This window comes from Streptomyces sp. NPDC022552 (assembly GCF_055561875.1).
Genome location: NZ_JBVHGJ010000002.1, coordinates 475,177 through 489,704, shown reverse-complemented (window position 1 = coordinate 489,704; position 14,528 = coordinate 475,177). Strand labels below are relative to the sequence as shown.

At 72.9% G+C, this 14,528-nt stretch carries 14 protein-coding genes; 8 read left to right on the top strand and 6 right to left on the bottom strand.

From position 1 onward, the window contains the following. Nucleotides 1-131: 131 nt before the first annotated feature. On the top strand, nt 132-995 hold the full coding sequence (gene panB, locus ACZ3OF_RS07135; RefSeq protein WP_361675059.1) for a 3-methyl-2-oxobutanoate hydroxymethyltransferase: 864 nt from the start codon (nt 132-134) through the stop codon (nt 993-995). A 37-nt stretch (nt 996-1,032) separates the two neighbouring features. On the opposite strand, the gene ACZ3OF_RS07130 is transcribed toward panB, so the two are convergent. After that, nucleotides 1,033-1,689, bottom strand: a complete 657-nt coding sequence (locus ACZ3OF_RS07130; RefSeq protein WP_361675057.1) for a GNAT family N-acetyltransferase — start codon at nt 1,687-1,689, stop codon at nt 1,033-1,035. Nucleotides 1,690-1,854: 165 nt separating this feature from the next. Here ACZ3OF_RS07130 and ACZ3OF_RS07125 point away from each other — a divergent pair, with 165 nt between their 5' ends. Together ACZ3OF_RS07125 and ACZ3OF_RS07120 are read left to right on the top strand one after the other, a co-directional pair. Continuing rightward, nucleotides 1,855-2,847, top strand: coding sequence for an ATP-binding cassette domain-containing protein (locus ACZ3OF_RS07125; protein WP_361675055.1), 993 nt, complete (start codon nt 1,855-1,857; stop codon nt 2,845-2,847). A gap of 59 nt (nt 2,848-2,906) precedes the next feature. Then, nucleotides 2,907-3,707 (top strand): ABC transporter permease, encoded by an 801-nt coding sequence (locus ACZ3OF_RS07120; RefSeq protein ID WP_467303813.1) that lies wholly within the window; start codon nt 2,907-2,909, stop codon nt 3,705-3,707. Nucleotides 3,708-3,719: 12 nt separating this feature from the next. On the opposite strand, the gene ACZ3OF_RS07115 is transcribed toward ACZ3OF_RS07120, so the two are convergent. Continuing rightward, the gene (locus tag ACZ3OF_RS07115) at nt 3,720-7,502 is read right to left on the bottom strand and encodes an AfsR/SARP family transcriptional regulator (protein ID WP_467303305.1); all 3,783 of its coding nucleotides are present in this window, start codon (nt 7,500-7,502) and stop codon (nt 3,720-3,722) included. Nucleotides 7,503-7,571: 69 nt separating this feature from the next. Between ACZ3OF_RS07115 and ACZ3OF_RS07110 the strand changes: the two genes are divergently transcribed. Continuing rightward, nucleotides 7,572-8,366, top strand: coding sequence for a site-2 protease family protein (locus ACZ3OF_RS07110; RefSeq protein ID WP_361675052.1), 795 nt, complete (start codon nt 7,572-7,574; stop codon nt 8,364-8,366). A 156-nt stretch (nt 8,367-8,522) separates the two neighbouring features. On the opposite strand, the gene ACZ3OF_RS07105 is transcribed toward ACZ3OF_RS07110, so the two are convergent. Both ACZ3OF_RS07105 and npdG read right to left on the bottom strand, forming a co-directional pair. Next, nucleotides 8,523-8,765 (bottom strand): hypothetical protein, encoded by a 243-nt coding sequence (locus ACZ3OF_RS07105; RefSeq protein ID WP_361675050.1) that lies wholly within the window; start codon nt 8,763-8,765, stop codon nt 8,523-8,525. Between the two features lie 24 nt (nt 8,766-8,789). Further along, nucleotides 8,790-9,488: an NADPH-dependent F420 reductase gene (gene npdG / locus ACZ3OF_RS07100; RefSeq protein ID WP_361675049.1), complete on the bottom strand. Its 699-nt coding sequence runs from the start codon at nt 9,486-9,488 to the stop codon at nt 8,790-8,792. A gap of 120 nt (nt 9,489-9,608) precedes the next feature. On the opposite strand from npdG, the gene ACZ3OF_RS07095 reads away from it, so the two are divergent. Together ACZ3OF_RS07095 and ACZ3OF_RS07090 are read left to right on the top strand one after the other, a co-directional pair. Beyond that, on the top strand, nt 9,609-10,211 hold the full coding sequence (locus ACZ3OF_RS07095) for a hypothetical protein (protein ID WP_361675047.1): 603 nt from the start codon (nt 9,609-9,611) through the stop codon (nt 10,209-10,211). A 187-nt stretch (nt 10,212-10,398) separates the two neighbouring features. Further along, nucleotides 10,399-11,724: an MFS transporter gene (locus ACZ3OF_RS07090; protein ID WP_467303301.1), complete on the top strand. Its 1,326-nt coding sequence runs from the start codon at nt 10,399-10,401 to the stop codon at nt 11,722-11,724. A 33-nt stretch (nt 11,725-11,757) separates the two neighbouring features. On the opposite strand, the gene ACZ3OF_RS07085 is transcribed toward ACZ3OF_RS07090, so the two are convergent. After that, nucleotides 11,758-11,988, bottom strand: coding sequence for a hypothetical protein (locus ACZ3OF_RS07085; RefSeq protein WP_361675044.1), 231 nt, complete (start codon nt 11,986-11,988; stop codon nt 11,758-11,760). 58 nt (nt 11,989-12,046) lie between these two features. Here ACZ3OF_RS07085 and map point away from each other — a divergent pair, with 58 nt between their 5' ends. Together map and ACZ3OF_RS07075 are read left to right on the top strand one after the other, a co-directional pair. Further along, entirely contained in the window at nt 12,047-12,904 is an 858-nt protein-coding gene (map, locus tag ACZ3OF_RS07080) for a type I methionyl aminopeptidase (RefSeq protein WP_361675042.1), read from the top strand. A 114-nt stretch (nt 12,905-13,018) separates the two neighbouring features. Then, entirely contained in the window at nt 13,019-13,672 is a 654-nt protein-coding gene (locus ACZ3OF_RS07075) for a biliverdin-producing heme oxygenase (RefSeq protein WP_361675040.1), read from the top strand. 69 nt (nt 13,673-13,741) lie between these two features. On the opposite strand, the gene ACZ3OF_RS07070 is transcribed toward ACZ3OF_RS07075, so the two are convergent. Then, entirely contained in the window at nt 13,742-14,428 is a 687-nt protein-coding gene (locus ACZ3OF_RS07070; RefSeq protein WP_361675038.1) for a PhzF family phenazine biosynthesis protein, read from the bottom strand. Nucleotides 14,429-14,528 lie beyond the last annotated feature (100 nt).

Sequence of the window (14,528 nt, the reverse complement as noted above, 5' to 3'; positions counted from 1 at the left end):
AACTCTGTCGTCGCGGCGGTGTGAACAGCGCCACTTCGCCGCACTTCCCCCGTCACCGCGGGAAGTGCCACCATGGACGTGGTCCGGGGACGCCGTCAGGGCGCCTCGAGATGACGAAGGAGCCGTTCACCATGACGCTTCAGCCTGCCCAGAAGCACTCCCCCGACAGCAGCAAGGCGCTGTACGGAGGCAAGGGCACGCGCCGTATCACGGTCCACGACATCACCGCTGCCAAGGCCCGCGGCGAGAAGTGGCCCATGCTCACCGCCTACGACGCCATGACCGCGTCCGTCTTCGACGAGGCCGGTATCCCGGTCGTCCTCGTCGGCGACTCCATGGGCAACTGCCATCTCGGCTACGACACCACCGTGCCCGTCACGATGGACGAGATGACCATCCTGTCGGCCGCCGTCGTACGGGGCACCAAGCGCGCCCTCGTCGTCGGCGACCTCCCCTTCGGCTCGTACCAGGAAGGGCCCGTCCAGGCCCTGCGCAACGCGACACGGCTCGTCAAGGACGCGGGCGTCGGCGCGGTCAAGCTGGAGGGCGGCGAGCGTTCGCTGCCGCAGACCGAGCTGCTCGTCCAGGCCGGGATCCCGGTCATGTCCCACCTGGGCCTGACCCCGCAGTCCGTCAACACCATGGGCTACCGGGTGCAGGGCCGCAGCGACGAGGCCGCGCACCGGCTGCTCAGCGACGCCAAGGCGGCCCAGGACGCGGGCGCCTTCGCCGTCGTCCTCGAACTCGTACCGGCCGAGCTGGCCGCCGAGGTCACCCGCTCCCTGCAGATCCCGACCATCGGCATCGGCGCCGGCCCGGACACCGACGCCCAGGTCCTCGTCTGGACCGACATGGCCGGTCTGACCGGCGGCAAGGTGCCGCGCTTCACCAAGCAGTACGCGAACCTGCGCGAGACCCTCGGCGACGCCGCCCGGGCCTTCGCGGAGGACGTCACCGGCGGGGCGTTCCCGGCCGAGGAGCACACCTTCCACTAGGAGGGCCTTCAGGCCCCCTTCGAGGAGGGCCGTCCGATCAGGACGTCCGGCCGCGGGCCGTGCGCGAACTCCTCGCGCGGCCCGCGGCCAGCCGCTTTTCGAGCCGTGCCCGGCAGTCCGGCCACTCGGCGGCGATGATCGAGTAGAGCGCCGAGTCGCGGAGCCGACCCTCCTCACCCTCGACCCATGACGGGGCCCACTGGCGCAGCACCCCTTCGAAACGCGCGCCCACCGCTTCGATCGCCGCCCGCGAACGGCTGTTGCGCGCGTCCGTCTCCAGGTCGAGCCGGGGCAGGTCCCAGTTCTCGAAGGCGTGCCGGAACAGCAGGTACTTGGCCTCGGTGTTCACGCCCGTGCCCTGCGCGGACGCCGCGAGCCAGGTGTAGCCGACCTCGACGGCGCGCAGACCGTCCCCCGACGGCGAGAGCCGCGGGGCGCAGTAGGCGGTGACGCCGACAGCGCGCCCCGACGCCCGCTCCACCTGCGCGTACGGCGCCAGCTTCCCGGTGGCGGCCAGGGCGAGCCTGGTCTCGACGTACTCCTCGATCCCGGCCCCCACCGGTACCCGCGTGAAGCGGTAGGAACCGCGGTCCTCCTCGGCGGCCGCGGCCAGGTCCGCCGCGTGGCGGTGGTCCAGCGGCTCCAGGCGCACCAGTGCGCCCTCCAGAAGCGGCCCCTCCAGCACGAACGTCATCGATCGCCCCTCCTTCGCGGTTCGCCCGTCGGCTTCGGGACGACAGCGTTCCAGAGCCGCCGCGCGCTGTCGCCCGAATTCGTTCCGACACCGGTCGGCGGGGTGTCGGACGGCTGTCGGTCGTCTGTCGGTGCGTTGTCAGTGGCGGCTGATCTGATGGTGGCCATGACGCGATCCGCACACAACGCCGTCGAGGTACGAGGCCTCGTGAAGCACTACGGCGAGACGAAGGCCCTCGACGGGGTCGACCTGGACGTCCGGGAGGGCACGGTCCTCGGCGTGCTCGGCCCGAACGGGGCCGGCAAGACCACCCTCGTCCGCTGTCTGTCCACCCTCATCGTCCCGGACTCCGGGACCGCCACCGTCGCCGGCTACGACGTGGTGAAGCAGCCGCGCCAGCTCCGCCGGACCATCGGCCTCACCGGCCAGTACGCCTCGGTCGACGAGAAGCTCTCCGGCTGGGAGAACCTCTACATGATCGGGCGGCTGCTCGACCTCTCCCGTGCGGACGCCCGGCGCCGCGCCGACGACCTCCTGGAGCGGTTCTCGCTGAACGAGGCCGCCAAGCGGCCGGCGATGCAGTACTCCGGCGGTATGCGCCGGCGGCTCGACCTCGCCGCCTCGATGATCGGGCAGCCCGCCGTCCTCTATCTGGACGAGCCCACCACCGGCCTCGACCCGCGCACCCGCAACGAGGTCTGGGACGAGGTGAAGCGGATGGTCGCCGAGGGCGTGACCGTGCTGCTCACCACGCAGTACATGGAGGAGGCGGAGCAGCTCGCGAGCGAGCTGACCGTCATCGACCGCGGCAAGGTCATCGCCAACGGCAAGGTCGACGAGCTCAAGGCCCGCGTAGGCGGGCGCACGCTCACGATCCGCCCGGTGGACCCGGCCGACCTGCCCTCGATGGCGTCGGCGCTGCGCGAGTCCGGCCTGGACGGCATCGCCGGCTCGACCGTCGTCCCCGACGAGGGCGCGCTGTACGTGCCGATCCTGAGTGACGAGCAGCTGACCGCCGTCGTGGGCCTGCTGGGCGCGCGGGGCTTCGGCATCGCCCACATCGGCACGCACCTGCCCAGCCTGGACGAGGTCTTCCTCGCCATCACGGGCGAGAAGACCACCGTTTCCGACACGACCCCCGAGGAGGTCGCCGCGTGAGCACCACGACGACCACACAGCTCACCAAGGCTCCCGTCGACGCGCCGGGCCCCGCTCCGATGCGTCCGGCGCCCGGCGGTGAGGGCCGGATCGGTCTGCGCGCCAACTTCCGCCACATCGGCGCCCTGGCCCGGCGGAACGCGCTGCAGATCAAGCAGGACCCGGAGTCGATGTTCGACGTCGTCCTGATGCCGATCATCTTCGTGCTGCTCTTCGTGTACGTCTTCGGCGGCGCGATCTCCGGCAAGGGCAACAACGACGCCTACGTCAACTACGTGGTCCCCGGCCTGATGGCCATGATGGGCATGAACATCGCCATGGCCGTCGGCACGGGCATCAACGACGACTTCAAGAAGGGGGTCATGGACCGGTTCCGGACGATGCCGATCGCCCGGTCCTCCGTCCTCATCGCGAAGATCGTCGTCGAGATCGGCCGGATGCTGATCGCCACCGCGATCCTCCTCGGCATGGGCTTCCTGCTGGGCCTGGAGATCAAGGGCTCGATCCTGGACCTGTTCGGCGCCATCGGCCTGTCCATGGTCTTCGGCGCCTCGCTGATGTGGATCTTCATCCTGCTCGGTCTCGCGATGAAGACGGCCCAGGCCGTCCAGGGGATGGCCATGATCGTTCTGATGCCGCTGCAGTTCGGCTCCTCGATCTTCGCCCCGCCGACCTCGATGCCCGGCTGGCTGGAGACCTTCACCGACTACAACCCGCTGTCGAACCTCGCCGACGCCGCCCGGGCCATGATCAACGGCACCCCCGTCGGCGACTCGGTCTGGATGACGCTCGGCTGGGCCGTGGTGATCACGGCCGTCACGGCGCCGCTCGCGGTCGCCAAGTTCCGCAAGAAGACCTGAGGCCCACGGGGTTCAGGACTCGGCGCCCCCGTTGATCGCGTCGGTGCGGGCGAGCAGGGCGGTGGCCTCCTCCAGGGAGAGGCCACCGCCTTCGGCGTACGCGGCCGCGAAGGCCTCGTCCCCGAGGACGGATCGGGCGAGTGCCGTGGCCTGCTCCAGGTTCTCCCGCTCGGGCGGCGAGAGCAGATGGCCCTCGGGGAGCAGGCCCGGGTGGGCGCCGAGGAGCCGGGCCCCGACCGTCGCGCCGGGGCCGCCGAGACCGGCGAGGGCCCAGGCGGCGGTGACCAGATGGAGCGCCGGCATCTGCGGGGCGACCATCATCGACAGCGTGCCCAGGGACCGGTCCAAGGCCTCCCGGGCCAGGCCGAGCGCCGAGGCGTACTGCCCGTCGAGGTTGTCCAGCCAGGCCAGGCTGCCGAGGGTGAACCCGGCGAAGATCGACAGGGTCTCGGAGCTGAAGTCCTCCAGTAGTCCGGTCAGTTGCCGCCGGGCCTCGGCCGTACGGCCGGTGCGGCCGAGCAGCATCGCCAGGAACAGCCGGGCCGCGAGCACCGGTTCGTGTCCGCGGTTCTCCCCGGCCACCAGGACCTCACGGAGGATCGTCTCCGCCTCCTCCTCACGACCGGTCACGGCGAGCATGTCCGCGTAACGGGCGCGCAGGAGTGCCTTCTGGGTCTGGGCGCCGATCCGCTCGGCGTAGCCGATGGCCGCGGCGAAGTCCTCGGCCGCGCCCTCGTACCGGCGCTGCCGCTCACGGGCCTCGCCGCGCGAGGAGAGCGCCTCCGCCGCGCCCCACGCGTCGTCGAGGCGGACGAAGATCTTCAGGCTCTCCTCGGCGTCGGCGGCCGCGTCGGCCGCCATGTCGGACCGGTTGGCCAGCAGGTTGGCGCGCGTCTGGAGGGCGTTGGCGAGTTCCCATTCGTATCCGAAGGAGCGGCACGCCTCGACGGTGGCGTCGAGGACCTCCCGCATCCGGCCCCCCTCCCCGATGAGCAGGACGGCGAAGACGGCGAAGGAGCCGGGCAGCCGGCAGGTCTGGGGAAGCCCGGGCCGGTAGACGGTGGTGATGCGGCGCAGTCGCTCCGAGCCTTCGGGACTGGTCCACCCGCCCGTCTCGTAGTCCATGTTGAGCAGCTCGATCAGCCGCACCCCGCGCCGGGCCTCCCAGAGCTGCTCCTCGCTCAGCGGAGGCGGCGTGGCGGTGCAGGGCTCGTGGAGCGGTACGGCGGGGACGGTCGGCGGCGCGAACGGGTCGGGTCCGAGGGCGGCGACCTCCTCGGCCCAGTGCAGGGCGTCGGCGCGCAGATCGCGCAGCTGCCAGTACCAGAGGAGGCAGTGGACGAGCATCAGCGCCTCGTGCTCGTCGCGGACGGCGACGGCGCGGCGCAGCGCGGTGCGCAGGTTCTCGTACTCGGTCCGGAACCAGGCCATGGCGCGGCGCTGGCCGCCGCCGCGGAGTTCGGGGTCGGCGAGGCGGGCGAGTTCGCGGTAGTGGACGAGGTGGCGCCGCTCGATCGCGGCCCGCTCCCCCGCCTCGTCGAGCCGCTCGCCGGCGTATTCGGCGACGGTCTCCAGGAGGCGGTAGCGCATCGTCCCGTCGTCGGCGGGGGCGGCGACGACCAGCGACTTGTCGACGAGCGAGCCGAGCACGTCGAGGGTCTCCGCGTGCGGGGCGGTGGGCTCGGGGGCCTCGCCGGGCCGTTGGACGGGTGCCGAACAGACCGCCTCCGCCGCCTCCAGGTCGCAGCCGCCGGTGAAGGCGGACAGCCGGCGCAGGACGGCCCGTTCGGGCGCGTCGAGCAGGTCCCAGGACCAGTCGACCACCGCGCGGAGGGTCTGCTGACGGGGCAGGACGGTGCGGGCTCCCGAGGTGAGGAGGAGAAAGCGGTCGTCGAGGCGGTCGGCGATCTGGCGCGGTGTCAGGAGCCGTAGCCGCGCGGCCGCGAGCTCGATCGCGAGCGGGAGGCCGTCGAGGCGTCGGCAGATCTCCGCGCACGCCTCGGGATCGTCGCCGGGGTCGAAGCCGGGGCGGGCCGCGGCGCCGCGCTCGCCGAGCAGACGCAGCGCGCTCTCGGGCGGCAGCGGCTCCACCGGGCGCAGGAACTCGCCGGGGACACCGAGCGGTTCGCGGCTCGTGGCGAGGACGGTCACGCCGGGGCACCGGGCGAGGAGGGACTCGGCCAGGACGGCGGCCGCGTCCACGACGTGTTCGCAGTTGTCCAGGATGAGCAGGAGGCGGCGCGCGGCGCAGTGCTCGACGAGGCGTCCGAGCGGGGTGTCGGTGCCGCGCAGCTCCTCGGCGCCCGCGCCCCGCAGCACCGTCTCGCGCGCCCCGACGGCGCCGAGCACGGCCTCGGCGACGGCCTCGGGGTCGGTGACGGGCGCGAGTTCGACGAGCCAGACGCCGTCGGGCCACGCCCCGGCGCCGGCGGCGCGCTCGGCTCCCTCCTGCGAGAGCCGGGTCTTCCCGGCCCCACCGGGACCGAGCAGGGTGACGAGCCGGCTCCCGTGCAGGTCGTCGCGGAGTTGGGCGATGTCCTGACCGCGCCCGACGAAACTGGTGAGCCGCGCCCGAAGATTCCCGGGCCGCGGCGGACCGGCGATGCGCCCCGGATCCGCGAGGACCTCCCCGCCACGCCCGGCGGCCGGGACCTGGGCCGGGCCTCCGGATTCCCCGTGCCCCGCACCGGTGGCGGCTTGCGCCGGGCCGGGGGCCGCCGGAGCAAGGGATCCGTCCGGCCCCGAAGGCCGGGCGGAGACACCGGTGTCGTGCGCCGGGCCGGTGGCCGCCAAGGCCTCCCGCATCCCGGATCCGTGCCATGCCGCAGGTCCGGCGGGGCCGCCGCGCGGGGAGACGGGGTCCTGCGCCGAGCCGGGGGCAACCGGGCCGCCGGATCCCCCGTGCCCCACAGACCCGACAGGGCCGCCGGTGGCGGCTTGCGCCGGGCCGGTCCCTGCCAGGGGGTGCTGCGTGCCGGGGCCGCCCCCGGCACGGGCGGGCGCCTCGTGGGGTGTCCGCCTCTGGCCGGGGCTGGTCGTCCCGGCATCCGGCGACAGCAGCTCCGCGTGGAGCGCGCGCAGGGGTGGGGAGGGGTTCGTCCCCAGGCGGTCCGCCAGGTCGCGGCGTACGGCGTCGTAGGCGGCGAGGGCCTCCGCCGCGCGGCCCGTGTCGCGCAACGCGCGGATGCGCAAGGCCTGGAGCGGCTCGTCGAGCGGGTGCGCCTCGCAGAGGGCGACCAGTTCGGGCAGGACCGACGCCCCCTCCCCGAGCGCGAGGGCCGCGTCGAAGCGGGTGCGGCGGGTGTCGAGGCGGCGGGTCTCCCAGCGGGCGGCCTCCGCCGTACGGTCGGGCAGGTCGGCGAGCGCGGGCCCCCGCCACAGGCCGAGCGCCTCGTCGAGCAGCTCCGCCGCCCGCCCCGGGTCGCCCGCGCCCAACGCCCGTACGCCCTCGCCCGCCAGCCGTTCGAAGCGCTGCGCGTCCACCTCCTCGGGGCCGGCCGCCAGCCGGTAGCCGCCCGGGGACGACTCCACGGCGTCCCGCCCGAGCACCTTCCGCAACCGGCCCACCAGGGCCTGGAGCGCCGCGGCGGCGTCCGCCGGCGGGTCCCCGTCCCACACCTCGTCGACGAGGACGGTGACCGGCACCGTGCGCCCGGCCCGCAGGGCCAGGACGGTCAGCAGCGCCCGCAGACGGGCCCCGCCGAGCGCGACGGGGGTGCCGTGGGCGGTGTGGACCTGGGTCGGGCCGAGGACGGAATAGCGCACAGGCCCTATTCTCCGTGAGCCGGGGATCATCACAGGAACTCACCCCCGCCCCGGCACGTTTCCCGCAGACACCCCGCCGCGCCCCAGGGAGTCCCACCGATGACCACGGCCACCACCCGCAGCCGCGAGCGCAGGATCAGCCCGGTCTTCCTGGCGATCCTCGCCGTCATGGCGGTCACCGGCTGGGCCGTGTGGACCGGCTTCGCCTCCTCCCCCGGTCTGGCGATCTTCCTCTTCGTGACCTCGGCGTGGATCGTGTCGCTCTGTCTGCACGAGTACGCGCACGCCCGCACCGCGCTCCACAGCGGGGACATCACGGTCGGCGCGAAGGGGTATCTCACCCTCAATCCGCTCGCCTACACCCACGCCGTGCTGAGCATCATCCTGCCGGTGCTCTTCGTGATCATGGGCGGAATCGGTCTGCCGGGCGGCGCGGTCTTCATAGAACAGGGCCGGATCCGGGGGCGCTGGAAGCACAGCCTCATCTCGGCGGCGGGCCCGCTGGCGAACGTCCTGTTCGCGATCGTCTGTACGGCGCCGTTCTGGCTGGACGCGCTGGAGGGCGTCCCGCTCGCGTTCCAGTACGCGCTCGCGTTCCTGGCGTTCCTCCAGGTGACGGCCGCGCTGCTGAACTTCCTGCCGGTGCCGGGCCTGGACGGCTACGGGGTGGTCGAGCCCTGGCTGTCGTACAGGATCAAGCGGCAGATCGAGCCGTACGCGCCGTACGGCTTCTTCGTCGTGATCGCGCTGCTCTTCGTCCCGGCGGTCAACGGCGCGTTCTTCGACACGATCGACGCGCTGATGCGCGCGCTCGGCGTGCCGGAGCTCTCCCGCTACTGCGGCTCGAACCTCTACCGCTTCTGGCAGGGGACGCCGGACCTCTGCGAGGTCTAGGGCCGCGGCCCCGGCTGTACCACCGACCGGGCGACCCGTGGTGCCGGACACGCCCCGGATCGCGGCGACGGCGGGCTCGGCGGCGCGAGAAGAAGTCCGCCGCCACGGTGCACCCCGACCGGCAGGCCGGCTAGCTCACGGGCCTACGCCGGGAGGCTAGGCCGTCTCGGAGGGGCGGGCGGCCTCGGTCCTCGCGCGGCGGATGTAGTACCAGGCCATGTTCGAGGAGAGGCCTGCGAGCAGGACCCAGACGATCCCCAGCCACATGCCCGCGACGAAGGAGACGACGGCCGCGGCGACGGCGAGGGCGCAGACGGCGAGGGCGTACAGAGCGAGGCGGGGCATGGGGGTCGGCTCCTGTCCGGGTACGGCTGATGGTGCCCGTCCAGTGTCCCCCATGCCCAGGCCCGCCCGGGCACGCGGTCAGACGTCGGTGACCCGGAGCCCCGCGTGGGCCTTGTAGCGGCGGTTGACCGAGATCAGGTTGGCGACGAGCGACTCGACCTGGTGGGCGTTGCGCAGCCGGCCCGCGAAGACGCCGCGCATGCCGGGGACGCGGCCGGCGAGCGCCTGGACGATCTCGACGTCGGCGCGCTCCTCGCCGAGGACCATCACGTCCGTGTCGATCTCGTCGATCGAGGGGTCCTGGAGCAGGACGGCGGAGAGGTGGTGGAAGGCGGCGGTGACCCGGGACCCGGGCAGCAGAGCGGCGGCCTGCTCGGCGGCGGAGCCCTCCTCGGGCTTGAGGGCGTAGGCGCCCTTCTTGTCGAAACCGAGCGGGTTGACGCAGTCGACGACGAGCTTGCCCGCGAGTTCGTCGCGCAGCGACTCCAGCGTCTTGGCGTGCCCGTCCCACGGAACGGCGACGATCACGATGTCGCTGCGGCGGGCGCACTCGGCGTTGTCGGCGCCCTCGACGCCGAGACCCAGCTCCTCGGCGGCGGTCCGGGCGCGCTCCGCCGCGCGGGAGCCGATGATCACCTTCTGGCCGGCCTTGGCGAGGCGGTAGGCGAGGCCGCGGCCCTGGTCGCCGGTGCCGCCGAGGACGCCGACGACGAGGCCGGACACCTCGGGGAGGTCCCAGGGGTCCTTGGGGGCGGGCTTGCTGTCAGTCGTAGTCATGGCCTCGACATTACTGGCCGGTCAGCCCATCCGTTTCCCGTCGGGTGGGTTTTCCCGTACGGGTGGAACCCACGGCAACCACCCTCCGCGCGCGGCCCGGCTGCGGCAGGATGCGGCCCCATGGATGCCGTACGCGTCGCGCTGCTGCGGGAAGTGCTCGCCGGGACGGAGTGGCCGGCTGCCGCCCGCCGGTTCGCGGGCTCGCTCCGCTCCTCGGTCGTACCGCACGGGGGCGGGCTGCTGCTGGTGGGCACGGAGGGGTACGAGCCCTGGCATCTGGCGGCGCATCTGGTGGACGAGGCGGCCTGGTCGGGCCGGCCCGAGCTGACGCCGACGCTGGTACGGCACCGGGTGCGGCCGGGCGATCCGGCGCACCTGGCAGTGGGCCTCGGCCGGCTGGAGTCGGCGCGGCGCGGGGCGACGCTGCTGATGGTGGCGCCGGAGCGGCCTCCCGCCGGGCTTCTGGAGCGTGTCCACGACGCGCGCAGGGCGGGGGCGACGGTGCTCTCGCTCGACGGCGGCGATCCGGAGATGCGGGGCCTCGCACACGAGACGCTGACGGTGGGGGAGGGCGCGGAGGTCGACCTGGACACCGTCCAGCACCTGGTGAGCGCGGCGGCCGGCGAGAACAGCCTGCCCTCCCCGCGCGGGCGGCGCCGCTTACGGGACCGCCTCTCCCTCCTGGCGGACCTTCTGACGTCTCCGCCCCCGACGCGCTGGTAGCCCACGGCGACCGGTCCCGGTACGCCCGACCCGCTGGTTGCCCGCGGCGACCGACCGGCCCCGCCCGTCCGCGGTCACCACGCCCCGGAGCTCCTGACGCCACCCGTGCCCCCCGCCCGCCGCGGCGCCCCCTGCGCGCCGTAATTCGGTTGCCGGGCGCCTCGTGGCGGTCGGAGCATGGCACCTCGTGACCTCGAAGCTCTCCGCCGTACTGCCCGACCTCGCGCCCTGGCGCTCCTCCCGCGACTTCCGGCTCCTCTGGGTCCAGGGGCTCGTCGCCTTCTTCTCCAGCGCCGTGGCGATGATCGCGCTGCCGTTGCAGATCAAGGATCTGACCGGCTCCCCGCTCGCCGTCGGGGCGATGGGCGCGGTCGAGCTGGTCCCCTTGGTCGTCTTCGGGCTCTACGGCGGCGCGCTCGCCGACGCCGTCGACCGTCGCAAGGTCCTCGTCGCCACCGAGTCCGGGCTCGCGCTGCTCGCCCTGCTGCTGCTGATCAACTCCCTGCTGCCCGAGCCGATGCTCTGGCCGCTGTACGTGGTCGCCGCCGGCGTCTCCGCGCTGGCCGGTCTCCAGCGTCCCGCCCTGGACTCCCTGCTCGCCCGGATCGTGCCGCACGACCAGCAGACCGCCGCCGCGGCGCTCAACTCGCTGCGCTGGCAGATGGGCACCATCGCGGGCCCCGCGCTCGCCGGCCTGCTCGTGGCGTACGCCGGGCACGCCCCGGCTTACGCCGTGACGATCGCCGGTTTCCTCGTCTCCGTACTCCTGTGTCTGCGACTCTCCCCCGCGCCGCCCGCGCACGACGCCGACAAGCCGTCCCTGCGCGGCATCGTGGAGGGCGCGCGCTACGCCTGGTCGCGGCCGGTGCTCCTCGGGACGTACGCGATCGATCTGGCCGCGATGCTCTTCGCGTTCCCGAACACGATCTTCCCGTTCCTGGCGGACGAGCTGGACGCCGACTGGTCCCTGGGCCTGATGTACGCGGCGGGCTCGGTCGGCTCGCTCGTCCTCGGTCTGACCAGCGGCTGGACCTCGCGGATCCGCCGGCACGGATGGCTGGTCGTGTGCGGGGCCACCGCCTGGGGGCTCGCGATCGCCGCGGCCGGCTGGTTCTCGAACATCTGGCTGGTGCTGCTCTGCCTGGCCTTCGCGGGCGCGGGCGACATGGCGAGCGGTCTGGGCCGCGCCACGATCTGGAACCAGACGATCCCGGAGGAGTTGCGCGGCCGGCTCGCCGGGATCGAGGTGCTCTCGTACAGCGTCGGCCCGCAGCTGGGCCAGGTCCGGGCGGGCGCCATGGCGGGCTGGACGGGGACGCGGGCGGCGATCTGGTCCGGCGGCGTCGCGTGCGTGGCCTCGGTGGGGCTGCTCTGCCTCGCCCTGCCGAAGCTCCTGCGGTACGACTCCGAGACGGACGAGGACGCGCTGCGCCACAGGACCGCGCAGGCGGAGCGGGAGGCGCGCGAGGCGCGGGACGCGCGGGAGGCCGGGACCGGGGCCCCGGCCTCCTGACGGCAGAAGTCCGACGTGCGGCAGCGGCGGGACCTAGTCCGGGGTCTCGTCCGTCTTCGGGGCGTCGTGCCACTTCGGGTCCGTCTCCCACTCCTCGTTGCGGTCCCGCGCGGTCTCCATCGCGTGGGACGCCTCCTCACGTGTGGCGTACGGTCCGAAACGGTTCTTCGACGGGCACTCCGGGCCTTCCTCGACCTTCTTGTGCTCCAGGCAGTAGTACCACTCGCCCGGTTTGCCCACCGTGCGCTTCTTGAACAGGGCCATCGTCGGCTCCTTCCTCTGAGGCCATGCTGCCCCAGACGTGGTCGTTAGACTCGCTGACATGTCTGGCCAGTCGCTGCTCGTACCGGGGGAGCTCTCCCCCCACCGCTCCGTTCCGGGAGCCATCCGTCGTCCCGAGTACGTCGGGAAGCCCGCGCCCACCCCGTACACGGGGCCCGAGGTGCAGGATTCCGACACGATCGAGCGGATGCGGATCGCCGGCCGCATCGCCGCGCAGGCGATGGAGGAGGCCGCCAAGCACATCGCGCCGGGTGTCACCACGGACGAGCTGGACCGGGTCGCACACGAGTTCATGTGCGATCACGGGGCGTACCCCTCCACCCTCGGCTACCGCGGCTTCCCGAAGTCGCTCTGCTCCTCGGTCAATGAGGTCATCTGCCACGGAATCCCCGACTCAACCGTCCTCCAGGACGGCGACATCGTGAACCTGGACGTCACGGCGTACATCAACGGGGTCCACGGCGACAACAACGCCACCTACCTGTGCGGTGACGTGGACGAGGAGTCCCGGCTGCTCGTCGAGCGCACCCGCGAGTCCCTGAACCGGGCCGTCAAGGCGGTCAAGCCGGGTCGGCAGATCAACATCATCGGCCGGGTCATCGAGTCGTACGCCAAGCGGTTCGGCTACGGCGTCGTGCGTGACTTCACCGGGCACGGCATCAACTCGTCCTTCCATTCCGGTCTGATCATCCCCCACTACGACTCCCCGCACGCCACCACGGTCATCCAGCCCGGCATGACGTTCACCATCGAGCCGATGCTGACGCTGGGCACGCACGAGTACGACATGTGGGACGACGGCTGGACGGTCGTGACCAAGGACCGGAAGCGGACGGCGCAGTTCGAGCACACGCTCGTCGTGACGGACAGTGGAGCCGAGATCCTCACGTTGCCCTGAGGCGCATTCCGGGTAGTTGTTTACCGACAGGACGTCGGGAACCAGTTGACTTAGGTAAGCCTAAGCAGCAGTATCTCCACAGGTTCCCGTCCCCATCGGCTCCGGAGGCACGCCTTGGACACGCCCTTCTCGACGCTCATCCGCACGGCCTCTCACGAGCAGCACACCGAGGCCGAGACGTCGACCTTCATGAGCGACCTCCTCGGCGGCAGGCTCGCGGTGGGCGCCTACACGCGGTACACGGAGCAGCTGTGGTTCGTGTACCGCGCGCTGGAGGAGGGCGCCGAGGCGCTGAAGGACGACCCGGTCGCCGGGCCGTTCATACAGCCGGAGCTGTTCCGCACCGCCGCCCTGGAGCAGGACCTCGCCCATCTGCGGGGTCCGGACTGGCGCGAGGGGCTCTCCCCGCTGCCCGCCACGGCCGCGTACGCGGCGCGCGTGGCGGAGTGCGCGCGGGAGTGGCCCGCCGGCTATGTGGCGCACCACTACACGCGCTACCTCGGTGACCTCTCCGGCGGCCAGATCATCCGCGACAAGGCGGAGCGGACCTGGGGCTTCGCGCGCAAGGGCGACGGTGTCCGCTTCTACGTGTTCGAGGAGATCACGAACCCGGCGGCCTTCAAGCGCGGGTACCGGGAGCTGCTCGACGGGGTGAACGCCGACGACCTGGAGAAGCAGCGGATCATCGACGAGTGCAAGCGCGCGTTCGACTTCAACGGCGCGGTGTTCCGGGAGCTGGGAAGCGAGTTCCCGCTGACCGCCGCGTGAGCACGGGCGCGACCGCGCGCGTGCGCCCGCCTGCCCGCACACCCTGCGCGTGCGCGGTGCGTCCGCACGTCACGGCGTGAGGACGAGGGTCCGCTCCAGGCGGACCCGGCCGCCGAGTTCGATCACGCCGTCCGGGCCGGGGGCCGTGAGGATCTGCGAACCCCGGCCCTGAGTGATGTTCAGGGCGCGGCCGAGCCGGGCCGTGAGCAGCAGGGCCGCGGCGCCCGTGGCCTCGTCCTCGTCGATGCCGTCACCGCGGCCGGGGAACCCCCGGGCCCGGACGCGCCCGGCGGCCTCGTCCTCCCAGGCCCAGGCGTAGATCCACTCCCCCGGCTCGGGCACGTCCAGCGCGTCGACCTCGGCGGCGGACCCGTACCGCCGCAGGGTCCGCGGCGGGGCCCACTCGGCGCGGGCCTCTATCCACGTGAACTCCCCGTCGCCGCGCACCCACACCTCACCGGCGGGCGGGCGGACTACCTCCAGGTCGAGCAGCCAGGCAGCCCCGACCACGGGATAACCGGCGAACGGCAGCCGCACACCGGGCGTGTATATGTCGACGGTTCCGCGCTCCGGGTCGTCCACGAACACGGTCTCGCTGAACCCGAGCTCCTTGGCGAGCGCCTGCCGGGACGCCTCGTCGGGATACGTGCGCCCGTCCCGTACGACACCGAGGGCGTTGCCGTACCGGCCGTCGCCGGCACAGAAGACGCGCAGGACGTCGATGTCGGTGGCGCGGCTCATCGCGGTCGAGTTCATGGCGGAATTCAAGCATCCAGGCCTCCCGCTCCGCCGGTCCACCGGAAATCGGCCCGGGGCACGGGCTTTCTCGTGCGGGGGCCGCGGCGGTGCCGACGGG